Source organism: Adhaeribacter aquaticus DSM 16391 (assembly GCF_000473365.1).
Taxonomy (GTDB): Bacteria; Bacteroidota; Bacteroidia; order Cytophagales; family Hymenobacteraceae; genus Adhaeribacter; species Adhaeribacter aquaticus.
The window spans coordinates 1,596,725-1,612,323 of sequence record NZ_KI421517.1 but is presented as its reverse complement, the minus strand read 5'-3'; the positions used below and the strand labels follow the sequence as shown (position 1 = coordinate 1,612,323).

The window sequence follows — 15,599 nt, the reverse complement described above, 5'->3', positions numbered from 1 at the left end:
ACTTTTATGAAGCATGAAAAAAACACTTTTACTCCTTCTTTTGCTGGCTCTATGCTTGTCTTTTAAATCTTTTGCGCAACATATTGATTCTGTTGCAGCTAAACCAAAATTTACGGTAGATGCAGGTGTTGATATTCTGAATAACTTTCTCTGGCGCGGGATTCCGCTTGATCAGGGGCCTAATCTACAGCCTACCTTAATTCTAAGTCATCGGAATGTGAAACTTTCCTTTTTAGGATCCTATTCTTTTAAGTACAATTTTAACAACATCATGACCTTGTTAACTTATGACATTGCAGTAGGGGCAGGCACTATTACACCGAGTTTAACACATTATTATTATCCTTACGATCCGGTAAGAATAAGCGACTACCGCAAGAACCCGGAAAGTTTTTCGCACACGACCGAAGCTGGTATTCAGTATTTAGGTACTAAGTTTCCAATCCGGATCTATACTTCTATAAATGTGGCGAATGATCCGGAAAAATCTACTTATGGTGAGGTGGCTTATAAATTTAATGTAAATGGAATAGGCTTTGAGCCATTTGTGGGCGTGGTTTTTACAGAAAGTCCGAACTGGCATGCTGCTGAACAAGCCGGTCTATTAAATGTGGGTTTTAATACTACAAAGTCTATAAAATTTTCGGATAGCTTTAGCTTGCCTTTAACGGGTACTTTAAGCTACCATACCCAATTAGATATGTTCAATGTAATGGTGAGAATGAGCTTTTTTTAAACGTAACTTATTAGTAAATAAAAAAGGAGAAGTATAACTACTTCTCCTTTTTTATTTACGCTATTCTTTCTATCTGACTAATAACTTCTTCCATGCTTCTGGCTCCAAATTTTTTTATAATATTATACCGATGCGCATCAATGGTCCGTACGCTATTCCCTAATATATCAGCAATCTCTTTACTGTTTTTGCCCTCTTTTATTAACTGAATTATTTCCTGCTCTTTTTTAGACAAGTGCTCTGCCACGTTTGCCGAGTTTTTTACTTCCGGTTCCTGTTGGCCATGGGTTTTGTAATAACTGATTACGCTGTTAGAAACATCGCCTATATAATAAAACTGATTTTTATAAACCGCCCGAATAGCATCCAGAAAAATTTTATTGCTGGTATCTTTTAATAAATAACCTTTTGCGCCCAGGTTCAACGCTTGTACTACGTATTCAACGTTATCATAAAGTGAAAATATTAAGATTTTGAGGTTTGGGTTTTTATTCAGCAAAAGTTTACTTGAATCTATTCCGTTTAGCCTGGGCATGCGGATGTCCATAATCAGCACATCTGGTTCTAAGGTTTCGACTTTGGCAATTACTTCTTCCCCATTGGATGCTTCGCCAACCACCGTCATGTCAGGTTCATTATCAATCAACGTTCGAACACCGTTCCGAAAAATTTCATGGTCATCAGCCAGTAAAACCTTGATTTTGGTCATAATATATTATAAAGCTATGTCTAAATGAATAGTAGTTCCTTCGTTTTTCTTTGTGCTTATTTTTAATTTCCCGCCAATCATTTCAGCTCGTTCCTTCATAATGCGTAGTCCATTATTTTTTTTAGCCATGTCCTGTATATATAAGGTTTCTTCTTTAAAATTAAAACCCTTTCCATAGTCGGTAACCGAAAGTACAAGTTTATCCTGATTATTACATAAAGATACCTCCATGCTTTCTGTTTGAGCGTGTTTTACGGCGTTGTTTAAAGATTCCTGTAAAATCCGGTAAACCCCCATTTCTATTTCTTTGCTTAAATATTGAGGGGCTATTTCTTCATCCAGGTTTATAACAATGTTGGCTTCTTCTTCTACGCTTCTTAATAGTTCAGTTACAGCGGCCTTTAACCCAAAATCACCTAAAACGCTGGGTAATAAGTCGGAGCAAATACGGCGGGTTTCGTCTATTATGGATTTCAGGAGTTTATTTACGCCGCCCATTTCCTGTTCCAGATCCGGGCGTTTGTTCTCCAGCATTTCTAACCGCATGCGCATACTGGTGAGCATCTGGCCAATGCCATCGTGTATTTCAGCTGCTACCCGTTTGCGTTCATTTTCCTGGCCCACAATTATGGAATAAGACTTTATCTTTTGTTCCATGCTTTTGGCTTTTAACTGCTCTTCCATTAATTGCTGCAGCTCTTGTTCGGTATTCTTCCGTTTAGTAATGTCATTGGAAACTACCAGGTATTGGTACAGGCAACCTTTGTTATCTACAATGGGCATCATGGTGACATCCAGCCAGAATCCGGTGCCATCAGATGCGCGGTCAAAAATTTCTCCCTGCCAAACTTCTTTATGGCGGTCCTGATCCCGGATGTGCTGGTAAATGATGCTTTCTTCTTCTCCAAAACTATTATAAAATAAGGGTTTGCCAATAAGCTCGCTCATGTTGTATCTGGTTACATGGCAATATTTATCATTGGCATAAAGAATCTTGCCAGCGGCATCTGTTTTTACCAGGTACGTAGCTCTTTCCAATGCTAGGTTCGTTTCTTTTAATTCTTTATTAGAGCTTTCCAGAGATATGTTGGCATTCTGTAATTCTCTGGCCAGGGAGGTAGCATGGGTTTCTGATTCAGTTAAGCCACTTATAATTTCCCGGATACGTTTAGAAAGCGGGTAAAATATAAATAATGCCTCCAGTACCAGTAGTAGTAATAAAATGCCTAGCAACCAATATTCAATTTTCTTTAGTTGGTATAGGTTGTTTCGGGAAAATCTATCATAATCAAATACAATAAGGTCCATTGTAAGCAAATATGACTTCTCATGGGCAAGTATTCTTTTTACATAAGGCGTTATTTTTAACTCCTCGAAAGGCTTTTTGCTCGCTATTTCAAATGATAATTGGCTGGCGGCTTTTATTATTTCTTCATAAGGCTCCTGCACAACCTTGTACATTTGAGTAAGCTCCTCCCGGTCGTTTTTCCGAATGTTAAGAAATTCACTTCCTTGTAATAAGCCCTCATGTAAGCTTTGCCATTGTTTAAGGGTGTTGTTAAAATCCCGGCTAATAGTTTCCAGGTCTTCTCCTTTTTCTAAAAGCAGGGCTAATTTGGTAAGCGATTGGCTATAGGTTCTTAGTCGGGCAGCATAATTTATTATGTGGGCATCGTTGGCCTGGTTGCTTAAGTGCATTTGAATAAGAACCTGGCTAAAAACAGATATAAGTGCTATGGCCGAAAGCGCTAAAATGTATAAGCGGGTAAAAGTTTTAAAGGTCTTAAGTTCTTTCCTTGAGTTTAAATCGTTGAATATCATTCTAAACTTGGTATACTTAAGTAAAGTTAAGAAAAATTTTTAGAATATAATTGGGTTAGGTGATTTACAAAATTTAACAGCCTAATTAGGTAACCTGATTTTTATGATTCCTGATTTAAATTTGGTCCTACTACACAAAGGTATTTATGATAGGCGCTACTTCCTTTATAGGGTCAAGAAGAAGTTTGTAAGAAATGGTTAAAATAAGGTTGTTGTAAGTCAGGCTTTGAATATTGACTTATGTTAGCATAAATGCGTAATAATTTTAAAAAGAAGCTTAAAATTTAAGGCATACATAAGGGATTTTTATTGTTTTTGTTTAAAAGCTATTAAAAATTAAAATACTTAACATTTTTCTTGCCTTTTAAAAATTACTCCCATACTTTTACTTAAGTAATTTAATGACGCTGCTTAAGTGTTGTGGCGCAATCAAATTAAAATATACTTCTATTAAGTGATATGGGAAAACATTGGAGCACCATTCTTCGTCCGGGCGCTAAATGGTCCGGCAGAATTAGCAAAGGAAAAGCAGTCCGATTTACGGCCTTAGAAAAAGGAGCAAACGTGTCTTTATTATTATATAATGCTGCTGACCTGACGGAGCGGTATAATATGCCGGATACTTTAAAAGGTCAATATACCTCCCGCTTAACCAAAGGTCATACTTTAATGAGTGATAACGGACGGGTATTGGCCAGCATCGTGGAAGACACTTTGGATTGGCACGATACTATTTGCGGCTATACCAGCCGGGACTTGACAGATGTTAAATATGGTAAGACTACTTACCAGGAATTGCGCAACGAATGGTTACGCAGTGGGCAGGAAAATTTTGCGGTAGAATTAGTACGGAATGGTTTATCGGTGCGGGATATAATGCCCAATGTAAACTTGTTCTCGAAAGTTTTCTGTAACGATGCCGGCGAAATGTTCTTTGATGCTAACCATTGCACGGAAGGCGCTATGGTTACCCTGCGCACAGAAATGGATGTACTGCTAATTCTTTCCAATACTCCAAACCCCCTGGATACTTCTAAAACTTATACCTCGGTATCAGTTCAGGTAGAAGTTTTTGATGCAGAGCCAGTAGACCTGGAAACAGATTATTGTGCCAACTTCCGCGGGGAGAATCGCCGGGCTTTCGAAAATACCCTGGAATATTATTCACTATTACAATAAGCAGATAAAAAATGGCTGTTTTAACGCAAGTAAAAAGCACAAGAGTTGCCGAGGAAGCAACTTATGCAAAAACAATATTAGCCGGGGATGGCTGGATGCACGAATTGCTGCCAGGAAAAGTATTGCGGATAGTGGATTTAGAAGGTAACCAGGCTGCCGATACTTTATTTTTTGATAGTGAAAACCCGGAGGACCATTATAGTGCCGTAGCTACTATTGCCGCCCAAGGCAATATTTACTTAACCACGGGCTCGGTTTTAAAAGCCGAATCTGGTAAACCTTTATTGGAAATAGTGGCCGATACCTGTGGTCGTCACGATACCGTTGGTGGTTCCTGCTCAGCCCAGAGCAATACCGTACGGTATGCCCACGAAAAACTGCACATGCATAACTGCCGCGATACTTTTATGCTGCAAATGGCCAAGTTTGGCAAGAACTATACTAAACGGGATTTAGCTCCTAATATCAACTTCTTCATGAATGTGCCGGTTACAGCCGAAGGAGGGCTAAAATTTGATGATGGCGTATCTGCTCCGGGTAAATATGTAGAGTTGGTTTCGCTTGCCCATACCACGGTTTTAATCAGCAATTGCCCGCAATTAAACAACCCGTGTAATGCTTACAATCCTACGCCAATTGAAATTTTAATCTGGGATAAATAAGTTAAACCTGAACGATGGAAATAGAAACAAATCAACTGCAAATACAGGTTTTACAGAACGCATACTTAACCGGTAGTTTAATACCGGAGCAGGTAATCGATCAAATTTTTGTGCGCGCGCAGCAATTCCAAGATTACAACATCTGGATACACCTGAACCAAAAAGTAACTGTTTACGGACAATTAGCAGAAGCACGGGCAAAATTGACTGCAGGTCAAAAACTGCCGTTATTCGGAATACCTTTTGCCGTAAAAGATAATATAGATGTTGCTGGTATACCCACAACGGCAGCTTGCGCCGAGTTTGCTTATACGCCAGAAAAAAATGCCCCGGTAGTGGAGCAGTTATTAGCCGCAGGCGCTATTCTAATTGGCAAAACCAATATGGACCAGTTTGCTACCGGTTTGGTAGGAACGCGTAGCCCGTATGGTGCTGTAAAAAATGCTTTTCAGCCAGAATACATTAGTGGCGGTTCCAGTTCTGGTTCGGCGGTGGCAGTAGCTTTAGGCATGGCCGCCTTCTCTTTAGGTACCGATACTGCCGGTTCCGGCAGGATTCCGGCAGGCTTTAATAACCTGGTAGGGTTAAAGCCTACTATTGGGGAAATAAGCACCGAAGGCGTAGTACCTGCCTGCAAAACATTGGATTGTGTTTCTATTTTCGCCAACTCCATTGAGGATGCCGAACTAGTATTTAGTATTGCTAAAGAATCAGTTAAAAATATAGAAGTAACTAAAGAAGAGACCCGCTCTCTAAAAGTTGCTATACCAGAGGCCAAATCCCTGTATTTCGAGGAAGCATTTGATTATGCTGTTTTGTTTGATGGGGTAAAAGATAAAGCTGCCGAAGTTTTCGAGACAAAATCAATTGCTTTTGAAGTATTCCAGGAAGCGGCTAAACTATTATACCATGGGCCCTGGGTGGCCGAGCGGATGGCAGCCATAGGAACTTTCTATGCTGAACAAGCCGAAAAAATGAATCCGGTAGTACGGGAGATTATAAGTAAAGCCGCTAATTACTCCGCTATCGATACTTTCAAAGCCATTTATAAATTGGATGCGCTGAAGAAAGAGGCACAAAATATATTTGCCGAAACAGACTTCCTATTAGTGCCAACGGCTCCCGGTATTTTTTCCATCGCCGAGGTGCAGCAAAATCCTATTGAGTTAAATACAAAACTGGGGTATTACACTAATTATGTAAATCTGCTAGGTTTATGTGCTTTAGCCATTCCGGTAGGTTTTACCGAGGCAGGTGTACCGTTTGGTGTTACCTTAATTGCCGCTGGAGGCAAAGACCAGCAATTGGCCATTTGGGCTAAAAGGTTGCAAAAGCAATTGCAGGTCGAATCAGTAAAGAAGGCAGATTATATTGATATCGCCGTAGCTGGGTTGCACAAAAGAAATCAACCTTTAGTGCCTCAGCTTACCGACCTGAACGCGCAGTACAGTTATACCACTTCCACCAGTGCCAATTACCGCATGTATTTGGTAGACCCGAAAGGCAAAAAGAAGCCAGGCGTAGTACGGGTGGAAGAAGGGCAAGCCGGATTACCGGTGGAAGTAGAAATCTGGCAAATTCCGGTAGGCAACCTGGGAAAATTTCTGGTGCAAATTCCGCATCCGCTGGGTTTGGGTAAAGTAGAGTTAGCCGATGGTAGCTGGGTGCAAGGATTTATCTGCGAACAATACATTGCTGCCTTTTCCGAAGATATTACGGAATTTTTTAGCTGGGAAAATTTCCTGGCCTCTTTAACCCAACCGGCTGCACCAGCCCTTTCCTAATTTTAATTCAGACGAATCACATCATGCAAAATACTAATACACAACCTTTATTTCATACCGTTCTTATTGCTAACCGCGGCGAAATTGCCGTACGGATTGCCCGTACTCTAAGGAAAATGGGCATCAAAAGTGTAGCCGTTTATTCCGAAGCCGACACGTATAGCAACCACGTAACCGCCGCCGATGAAGCAGTTTGTTTAGGCGGAAATTCAGCCTCCGAAAGCTATTTACTAGGCGATAAAATTATTGCAGCTGCCAAGCAAACCGGTGCCCAGGCCATTATCCCCGGTTATGGTTTCTTATCCGAAAACTTAGCTTTTGCCGAACGTTGCGAGAAAGAAGGTATTGCTTTTGTGGGGCCTACCGCCGATCAGATCCGGCAATTTGGGTTGAAACATACTTCCCGCGAAATAGCCGAGGAGGCCGGCGTGCCTTTAACGCCCGGTACCGGTTTATTAGGCAGTTTAGAGGAAGCTATTGCGGAAGCCAACCGGTTAGGTTATCCGGTGATGTTAAAAAGTACGGCCGGTGGGGGCGGTATTGGTTTAACCCGTTGCGAAGATGAAGCTGGTTTGATAGCGGCTTTTGAATCGGTAAAAAGGTTAGGCGAAAATTTCTTCAGCGACAGCGGTGTGTTTTTAGAGCGTTTTGTGAGCAATGCGCGTCACGTAGAGGTGCAGATTTTCGGCGATGGAAAAGGAAACGTGTTGGCTGTGGGCGAACGTGATTGTTCGTTGCAGCGCCGGAACCAAAAAGTAGTAGAGGAAACGCCGGCTCCAAACTTACCGGCTGCTACCCGTGCTCATTTATTAGATTCAGCGGTAAAATTAGGCGAGCGCGTAAATTACCGTTCGGCAGGTACGGTAGAATATATTTATGATCCGGTACGGGATGAGTTTTACTTCCTGGAAGTAAATACCCGTTTGCAGGTAGAACACCCAGTAACCGAAATGGTAACGGGTGTAGATTTGGTAGAATGGATGATCTTGGCCGCTTGTGGCCGTTGGGAAATGCCTACGCAACCGTTAGAGCCAAAAGGAGCCTCCATCGAAGTGCGAATTTATGCCGAAGATCCGGTGCGTGATTTTCAACCCTCGCCCGGCATATTAACCGAAGTTAGTTTCCCGGAAAATGTTCGGGTTGATACCTGGGTTGAAACTGGCACGGAAGTTTCGCCTTACTACGACCCGATGATCGCCAAATTAATTGTGCACGGCGAAGATCGGAACGATGCCATTGCCAAATTACAGGCTGCATTAGATGCAACTAGTTTGGCGGGTATTGCTACCAACTTAGATTATTTGCGCAAAATCATTAAAACGGACTTTTTTGCCAAAGCCGAAGTTTCTACCGGAAAATTAGCTCAATTTACTTATGTGCCACCAGTAATTGAAGTAATGCAACCCGGTACATATTCTACTATTCAGGACTATCCGGGTCGGATTGGTTATTGGGATATAGGTGTTCCACCATCCGGACCAATGGACCACTATGCTTTCCGTTTGGCTAACCGGATTGTAGGAAACGATGCTTCTGCTGCTGCCATTGAAAGTACTATTATTGGTCCTAAACTTAAGTTTCATACTGATGCCGTGGTAGCCATTACCGGTGCTACCTCTAAAGCAACTCTGGACGGAAAGCCAGTAGCTTTTTACGTACCTATTACGGTTAAGGCTGGTCAGGTATTAGATTTAGGTAAAGTAGAAACGGGTTGCCGTACCTACTTAGCCGTTCGGAATGGAATTGATGTGCCGCTTTATTTAGGTAGCCGCTCTACGTTTGCCATGGGGCAGTTTGGTGGCCACGCTGGCCGACCATTAAAAGCTTCCGATATGCTGGCCATTAGCCAACCGGAAATAGCGGCTTGTACTACACCAGCCCCGGTTTACGAACCAGCTCCTGCACCAAAAGAATTAATACCGGAATATGCCACCGCCTGGGAAATTGGCGTGCTGTATGGTCCGCACGGTGCTCCTGATTTCTTTCAGCAAGAATATATAGATACGTTCTTCTCTACGGATTGGGAAGTACATTATAACTCCAACCGTTTAGGAGTGCGCTTAATTGGCCCTAAACCGATCTGGACCCGGACTGATGGAGGCGAAGCGGGTTTGCACCCATCCAATATCCACGATTCCGAATATGCCATTGGTACCATCAACTTTACGGGCGATATGCCGGTAATTCTGGCACAGGATGGTCCGAGTTTAGGCGGTTTCGTTTGTCCGGCGACTATTGTAAAAGCGGAAATCTGGAAAATAGGCCAGTTAAAACCCGGTGATACCATCCGGTTTAAACGGGTAAGTTTTGAAACGGCCCTGGACCTGGAGTTAGCTATGGATGCGGCTATTGAAAAACTACAGCCTAAAGCACAAATAACCGAGACACCAATTAAAGCACCTTTAAATACCGTTTCAGAATGCGTTTTATTTAGCTCTGAACCGAATGGAAATGTGCCGGCAGTAGCGTATCGTCAAGCCGGCGACAAGTACATCCTGATTGAATATGGACCAAACGTACTGGATTTCAAGCTGCGGTTCCGGGTACATGCCCTAATGGATGCCTTAAGTAAAAATCCGGTAGCGGGTATTATTGAATTATCGCCGGGTGTGCGCTCCCTGCAAATTCATTACGATGGACGAAAAGTCACCCAAAGCAAACTAGTAGAAACGTTAGTAGCCTTGGAAGCCAGTTTACCGCCAGTAGAACAAATGGTGGTACCTAGCCGCATTGTGCACATGCCGTTGGCTTACGAAGATAAAGCTACTTTGGAATCAGTTGAGCATTACCGGAAATCGGTGCGGGACAAGGCGCCTTGGTTGCCAAGTAATATTGAATTTATCAGGCGGATGAATGGCTTGCCAAGCCAGGATGATGTCCGGAAAGTAGTTTTTGATACTAGTTATATAATTCTGGGCTTAGGAGATGTGTACCTGGGAGCACCGTGCGGGGTTCCGGTTGATCCGCGCCACCGGTTAATTACTTCTAAATACAATCCGGCCCGGACCTTTACCGTGGAAGGTACGGTGGGTATTGGCGGAGTTTACATGTGTATTTACCCGATGCAGGGCTCGCCGGGCGGTTATCAGATTGTGGGCCGTACGTTACCAGTTTGGAATCGCTTCCTGAAAAACAAATCATTTGGTGAAGGTAAGCCGTGGCTGTTACGTTTCTTCGACCAGATTCGCTACTACCCGGTTACCGAAGAAGAATTACTGGAAATGCGCAAAGGCTTCCAGCAAGGTAAAACTATTGTTCGCATCGAAGAATCTACTTTTGACTTGGGTGCTTATGAGAAGTTCTTAAAAGACAATGAAGAAAGTATAGACCAATTTAAGGCAAAACAAAAAATTGCTTTTGATGAGGAGGTGGAATACTGGAAGCGGGAAGGCTTTAACAAAATTGCCGAGGAAGAAACTAAACAGCAAGACACTGGCACGGTAGAAGTGCAGGAAGGCCACGAAGGGGTTTATTCGGTAATCAACGGCAGTATCTGGAAAGTATTGGTAGAGGAAGGACAGGAAGTAGAGGTTGGCCAGCCGATTTTAATTATTGAGGCCATGAAAATGGAGTTTACAGTTGCCTCGGAGTTTGCCGGAGCTATATCCGGAATCCTTTGTCAGCCTGGCAAACAAATTAGCTCCGGTGATTTGCTAGTTACGATAGAAGTTAAAGTAACAGAAGAAGTAGAGGAAGTAGAAGAAGTTGTAGAGTAAATTTAATTTATAAAAAACTATGGCAGATAGGCAGAATAACAGCATATTTGCCATAGTAATAAAAAATATTAATAATGGCAGAGGTTAGGAACAACTGGACAAAAGAAGAAATATCGGAAATATATCACCGTCCTTTATTAGACTTGATATACGAAGCAGCTACGGTACACCGCGAAAATGAAGATTACGCCGAGGTACAAATCAGTAGTTTGCTCTCGATTAAAACAGGTGGCTGTCCGGAAGATTGTGCTTATTGTCCGCAAGCAGCGCGTTTTCATACTGATGTGGAAGTGCAGGCGCTTATGTCAGTAGAGCAGGTTACCAATGCTGCCCAAAAAGCGAAAGACGGCGGGGCTTCCCGTTTATGTATGGGAGCCGCCTGGCGTGAAGTGCGGGATAACCGCGACTTTGACCGGGTAATAGAAATGGTGAAAGCCGTAAATTCACTGGATATGGAGGTATGCTGTACTTTAGGTATGCTTTCCGAGAATCAGGCGCAACGCTTGGCCGATGCCGGTTTATATGCTTACAACCACAACCTGGATACGTCAGAAGAAGATTACAAAAGAATTATTTCTACCCGTACGTATGATGATCGTCTGAAAACCATTGAAAATGCCCGCAAAGCTAAGTTAACAGTTTGTAGTGGTGGTATCATAGGTTTAGGCGAAACAGTAGAAGATAGAGTTTCTATGCTGAAGGTATTATCGAACATGCCAAAGCATCCGGAGTCTGTGCCCATTAATGCCTTAGTGCCGGTTAAAGGAACACCTTTAGCGGATCAGCCGCGGGTTCCAATCTGGGACATGGTACGCATGATTGCGACCGCCCGAATTATTATGCCTAAAACGGTAGTTAGGTTATCTGCTGGCCGTACTGAAATGAGCTTAACCGATCAGGCATTTTGTTTTATGGCAGGTGCAAACTCAATATTTGCCGGGGATAAATTATTAACCACGCCAAATCCGGCCTTTAATGAAGATATGCAGATGTTTGAGTTATTAGGGTTAAAACCACGCGAAGCTTTTAAAAGTGGCCGGCCGCAAGTAAAACAAGAAGACAGTGTATTAGCCTAATTTTAAATCAAAATTTAATGGCGCTTCAGGAAATAATCAAAGAGATTGTAAAGGATACCGATTTACATTGCCGGTGGTTAAATACCCTTTCCTTAATGGAAAATACCGGTGCCCGGAAAATATCGGCGTCGGAGCATAAAACAGAAGTAACCTTACTGGTACTAAAGCATGCCGCTGAAGAGCACCGCCATGCTTATTACCTGAAGCGCCAAATTAGCAGATTAGCCGAAAGTAATTATTTAACTTATGCAGACGATAGTTTATTAGCGCCGGTAGCTAGCCGTAACTATTTAAACAGATTAGACCTGGAGGTTTGTAAATACCTGAAAACAACTTTAGGATTGCAAAGTTATGAGTTAAAATTTGCGGCATATTTACTGGTTACTTATGCCATTGAGGTAAGAGCCGATGCCTTATATCCAATATACCAGGCTGCTTTGGATGAGGTAAAAAGCAAGGTAAACGTTAAATCAATTATCCTGGAAGAGGAAGGGCACCTGGAAGAAATGCTCCATCAGTTAAAAAGTTTTTCCATAAATTGGGAAGTTTATGCTGAAACAGCAGTAGCAATTGAAACCAGACTTTTTGAAGATTGGATAACAGCAGTTAAAGAACAATTAAAACATGCTTTAACCTTAGCTTAATGCTCTTCTGTAATAAAAAAGCCCTTAATAAGCATATGCCTATTAAGGGCTTTTTTATTATATGTATTATAAAAAAAGCCGATGAAGGTAAACTTCTTAATTACTCATATCAGATAAAAGCCAGTTGAGGGCATTAGGAAAATTCATGAATACCCGATGTTGAATGATTCCTTTTTTCTGAAACTGTTGTTGCACTTCGCTGGTCAAATCCCATGTACTCATTAATACATCATAATTTTCATGGCAAACTATTGCCGATCTTTCCAAGGTGGATTGGTTAAGCAAATCAAGCCATTCATTTATGATCCAACTTTTTTCTTCCGGGCTCACATAATAAATATTTTTATTACTAACTACCCAGGATCTTAATTCATAAGCTTTGATTATTTCTAAAGCTTGCAAAAAGCCACTTTTTCTTTCAGCTAAAGTTATCTGGAATTTCCATTCTAAAATAAGTATGGATTCTGCTTGAATTATAAAGATTTTAACAAAGGCATTCTCTACGACTAAGGTAGCAGAATCTAAAATTTCACTATTGCTGCCCATTCAGATTAAGTTTTCATTTTTTAGATAGTAGCTTTTTATATAGTAGCTAATCTTTAAAAGGAGATGTTTGATATATAGCTTATAATATATAAAATATTTTTAACTTTTCCAGACTTTCGAACCCGAATAGGTAGGAAAAGTTTTTGGTTGTTCTCCTCTAAAATAAGTCTACTGGTAATTTAAGTTACCTGCCAGAGGTAAAAGCCATACTCATCAAAATAAAATTATACTCATGATTTTAGCGAAAGAATAATGTATATTGCTTTTAATATAGGTACTACTTTAGTAAAGGATTATTCTTGGAAGAAGCAGTTCCTTTTGCCTTATCCACCCAAATTAAATTGTCTTGTATATGCAAAAGTTTAACCTGGATCGCCGTACTTTTTTAAAAGGAGCTACGGCTACATTAGCGCTTACTGCCTTAGGAGCGCATGCCATGGAAATAGATTATTCGGCCGCCAAACCTTATCGGGTAGGGCTGATTGGTGCCGGGTGGTATGGGAAAAGCGATTTGTTTCGGCTGATTCAGGTGGCTCCCATAGAAGTTGTAGCTCTTTGCGATGTAGATAAAACTCAATTAAATGGAGCTGCAACCCTGGTAAGTCAGCGCCAGAAGTCACGCAAAATGCCAAAGCTGTATAACGATTACCGTAAATTGCTTTCTGAAAATAAATTGGATATCGTCATTATAGGAACTCCAGATCATTGGCATGCCTTACAAGCTATTGCAGCATTAAGGGCCGGAGCACATGTTTACCTGCAAAAGCCCATTAGTGTAGATATCATGGAAGGCGAAGCTATTTTAGCGGCCGCACGAAAGTATAATAAAGTAGTACAGATTGGCACACAGCGTAGGAGCACCCCCCACTTAATGGAGGCCAAAAAGAATATTGTAGATGCAGGGTTATTAGGTAAGGTTTCGCATGCGGAAATGAATTGTTATTTCCATATGCGTAATAACGCTACCACTGCTGAAAAAGCTGTGCCAGACTACCTGGATTATGAAATGTGGACTGGTCCGGCACCTATGCGGCCATACGATGGAATTCCTTGGCGGGCATTTATGGAGTACGGCAATGGGATTATGGGCGATATGTGTGTGCATATGTTTGATTCAGTGCGTTGGATGTTGGATTTAGGTTGGCCTAAAAGAGTTAGCTCCAGCGGTGGTATTTATGTACAAAAGGAGGCTAAAGCTAATACCGCAGATACCCAAACCGCTACTTTTGAATATGAGGGTCTAAACTGCGTTTGGCAACACCGGTCCTGGGGTACACCTGTAAATCCTGATTATCCTTGGGCCTTTGCTATTTATGGAGACAAAGGAACCTTGTGGGGTAGTGTAAACAGCTATGATTTTATTCCTGTTGGCCAAGGTCAGAAAATGCATGCAGATGTGGTGTTCGAGAAAGAAAAGTATCCTGAAGATGTAACCGAAGCCCGCATTGAATTGAATGCTGCGCCGGCCACCCGGCAACATATGCGTAATTTTATAGATGCAATTGAAAAGGGAGGTAAGCCGGTTGCCGATATTGAGCAAGGGCATATATCTACGGCCAGTTGTATATTAGCCAATATGTCCATGCAATTAGGCCGGCCTTTGGTGTACGACCCGGTAAAAAAACAAATAGCAAATGATCCGGAAGCAAATGCTTTACTGAAAAGACCTTATCGTCAGCCCTGGATACATCCCGAACCAGATAAGGTATAATCAATCATAACAAAGAAAAGGTTGTTTCTTCCTGCCGAGGCGGTTGTTTTAGAGGATTAAACCATCCAGATTTTTTTACCCCTCAACTCTTAAACAAGAATAAGAAAACAAGGCCTTTAAAAAGGATTTGGAGTTCTTATTTAGTAGGCCTTGTTATTCACCCTTAGTTGGTAAGTGAAAGGTTAACTAGGTTCGTTTTTAGTATAAAAGAAAGGTTGCGGTATTTCTCCGTATAAATTCAGGTGAAAATACGTAAATCACCTTGCCAATATTTAAGCAATTTTTCCTAATTTAGAGCATTAGGAATTTTGTCATGTACGCGAAGGAAAGAGATTTTAGATATTATTTGGATAACAAGGACAGATTTTCCAGAAGATATCCAAACCAATACATATTAATTAAAGCCGGGGCTTTAATAGGAGCCTTTGATTCATACATTCTTGCAGAAGAAATAGCCAGAAGATTGTACCAGGAAAATGAATACTATATTCAACACTGCCATTCTAAAGAATAGTAGTTCTGCCTGTTTTCTATTTTGAGCAAATTTTCTGATTTGATATAACCTCATTTGGTAAAGTTTTTAAGGGAATTTATAATACCTTATTAAGGTAAGCAGCCCATGATGGTAGTATAATTGCCGCCAGATTTCTCTAAAAATTTATTTTAATTGGGAAAGCGATGTGTCAATACAATATGTATTACCTATTCCGAATAATGGTTAACTAAACCTGTTTAATCCCTTTTACTTGTAAAGCTTGCTTCCGAAAACAGATCAAATTATTGCTGCCATTCTAATCCTCTGACTTCTCACCAGGAGACCGTATTTTCACGGATTTTGCCTTTTTAACTAAGTAAATAATTGTATTTATTTTATATGTAATAAACTTGCCAATATACCTGTCGTAGGTTGTTGTGTAGCTTTATGGTAGTTTGATCTAGTTTAAAATTTGGTTCAACTTTACTTATTTGTTAAATAAAATAATAAAAAACCGGCAAGGCAAAGTGCATAATTATT

At 41.2% G+C, this 15,599-nt stretch carries 12 protein-coding genes; 9 read left to right on the top strand and 3 right to left on the bottom strand.

The annotated features are described in order from the left end of the window. The first annotated feature begins 13 nt into the window (after positions 1–13). Positions 14–736 carry a hypothetical protein gene (locus ADHAQ_RS0109185; RefSeq protein WP_026462685.1) on the top strand — a complete coding sequence of 241 codons (723 nt, stop codon included), beginning with the start codon at positions 14–16 and terminating at the stop codon, positions 734–736. Between the two features lie 55 nt (positions 737–791). Here the strand turns inward: ADHAQ_RS0109185 and ADHAQ_RS0109180 are convergent, their stop codons facing one another. Continuing rightward, positions 792–1,445 (bottom strand): response regulator transcription factor, encoded by a 654-nt coding sequence (locus ADHAQ_RS0109180; protein WP_026462684.1) that lies wholly within the window; start codon positions 1,443–1,445, stop codon positions 792–794. Between the two features lie 6 nt (positions 1,446–1,451). Continuing rightward, a complete protein-coding gene (locus ADHAQ_RS0109175) occupies positions 1,452–3,266 on the bottom strand; it encodes a sensor histidine kinase (RefSeq protein WP_026462683.1) in 1,815 nt (604 codons plus the stop codon). 459 nt (positions 3,267–3,725) lie between these two features. Between ADHAQ_RS0109175 and ADHAQ_RS0109170 the strand changes: the two genes are divergently transcribed. From ADHAQ_RS0109170 to ADHAQ_RS0109145, 6 genes are all read left to right on the top strand, one after another. Beyond that, positions 3,726–4,445: an urea amidolyase associated protein UAAP1 gene (locus ADHAQ_RS0109170; RefSeq protein WP_026462682.1), complete on the top strand. Its 720-nt coding sequence runs from the start codon at positions 3,726–3,728 to the stop codon at positions 4,443–4,445. An 11-nt stretch (positions 4,446–4,456) separates the two neighbouring features. Beyond that, positions 4,457–5,107, top strand: a complete 651-nt coding sequence (locus tag ADHAQ_RS0109165; RefSeq protein WP_026462681.1) for an urea amidolyase associated protein UAAP2 — start codon at positions 4,457–4,459, stop codon at positions 5,105–5,107. A 14-nt stretch (positions 5,108–5,121) separates the two neighbouring features. Continuing rightward, positions 5,122–6,891, top strand: a complete 1,770-nt coding sequence (gene atzF / locus ADHAQ_RS0109160) for an allophanate hydrolase (RefSeq protein ID WP_026462680.1) — start codon at positions 5,122–5,124, stop codon at positions 6,889–6,891. A 23-nt stretch (positions 6,892–6,914) separates the two neighbouring features. Next, positions 6,915–10,607 carry an urea carboxylase gene (uca, locus tag ADHAQ_RS25100; protein ID WP_051359812.1) on the top strand — a complete coding sequence of 1,231 codons (3,693 nt, stop codon included), beginning with the start codon at positions 6,915–6,917 and terminating at the stop codon, positions 10,605–10,607. 74 nt (positions 10,608–10,681) lie between these two features. Then, on the top strand, positions 10,682–11,683 hold the full coding sequence (gene bioB, locus ADHAQ_RS0109150) for a biotin synthase BioB (RefSeq protein WP_026462679.1): 1,002 nt from the start codon (positions 10,682–10,684) through the stop codon (positions 11,681–11,683). Positions 11,684–11,700: 17 nt separating this feature from the next. Further along, positions 11,701–12,327: a hypothetical protein gene (locus tag ADHAQ_RS0109145; protein ID WP_026462678.1), complete on the top strand. Its 627-nt coding sequence runs from the start codon at positions 11,701–11,703 to the stop codon at positions 12,325–12,327. Between the two features lie 96 nt (positions 12,328–12,423). Here the strand turns inward: ADHAQ_RS0109145 and ADHAQ_RS0109140 are convergent, their stop codons facing one another. Next, positions 12,424–12,873, bottom strand: a complete 450-nt coding sequence (locus tag ADHAQ_RS0109140) for a hypothetical protein (RefSeq protein WP_026462677.1) — start codon at positions 12,871–12,873, stop codon at positions 12,424–12,426. 352 nt (positions 12,874–13,225) lie between these two features. Here ADHAQ_RS0109140 and ADHAQ_RS0109130 point away from each other — a divergent pair, with 352 nt between their 5' ends. Both ADHAQ_RS0109130 and ADHAQ_RS28055 read left to right on the top strand, forming a co-directional pair. Next, positions 13,226–14,584 carry a Gfo/Idh/MocA family protein gene (locus tag ADHAQ_RS0109130; RefSeq protein WP_026462676.1) on the top strand — a complete coding sequence of 453 codons (1,359 nt, stop codon included), beginning with the start codon at positions 13,226–13,228 and terminating at the stop codon, positions 14,582–14,584. Positions 14,585–14,897: 313 nt separating this feature from the next. Then, entirely contained in the window at positions 14,898–15,098 is a 201-nt protein-coding gene (locus ADHAQ_RS28055; RefSeq protein ID WP_157433382.1) for a hypothetical protein, read from the top strand. The last annotated feature ends 501 nt before the right edge of the window (positions 15,099–15,599 follow it).

Coding starts and splice junctions, on each gene's coding strand:
- atzF (WP_026462680.1), top strand. CDS start 5,122: ATGGAAATAGAAACAAATCAACTGCAAATACAGGTTTTACAGAACGCA.
- ADHAQ_RS0109175 (WP_026462683.1), bottom strand. CDS start 3,266: ATGATATTCAACGATTTAAACTCAAGGAAAGAACTTAAGACCTTTAAA.
- ADHAQ_RS0109185 (WP_026462685.1), top strand. CDS start 14: ATGAAAAAAACACTTTTACTCCTTCTTTTGCTGGCTCTATGCTTGTCT.
- bioB (WP_026462679.1), top strand. CDS start 10,682: ATGGCAGAGGTTAGGAACAACTGGACAAAAGAAGAAATATCGGAAATA.
- uca (WP_051359812.1), top strand. CDS start 6,915: ATGCAAAATACTAATACACAACCTTTATTTCATACCGTTCTTATTGCT.
- ADHAQ_RS0109140 (WP_026462677.1), bottom strand. CDS start 12,873: ATGGGCAGCAATAGTGAAATTTTAGATTCTGCTACCTTAGTCGTAGAG.
- ADHAQ_RS28055 (WP_157433382.1), top strand. CDS start 14,898: ATGTACGCGAAGGAAAGAGATTTTAGATATTATTTGGATAACAAGGAC.
- ADHAQ_RS0109130 (WP_026462676.1), top strand. CDS start 13,226: ATGCAAAAGTTTAACCTGGATCGCCGTACTTTTTTAAAAGGAGCTACG.
- ADHAQ_RS0109165 (WP_026462681.1), top strand. CDS start 4,457: ATGGCTGTTTTAACGCAAGTAAAAAGCACAAGAGTTGCCGAGGAAGCA.
- ADHAQ_RS0109145 (WP_026462678.1), top strand. CDS start 11,701: ATGGCGCTTCAGGAAATAATCAAAGAGATTGTAAAGGATACCGATTTA.
- ADHAQ_RS0109170 (WP_026462682.1), top strand. CDS start 3,726: ATGGGAAAACATTGGAGCACCATTCTTCGTCCGGGCGCTAAATGGTCC.
- ADHAQ_RS0109180 (WP_026462684.1), bottom strand. CDS start 1,445: ATGACCAAAATCAAGGTTTTACTGGCTGATGACCATGAAATTTTTCGG.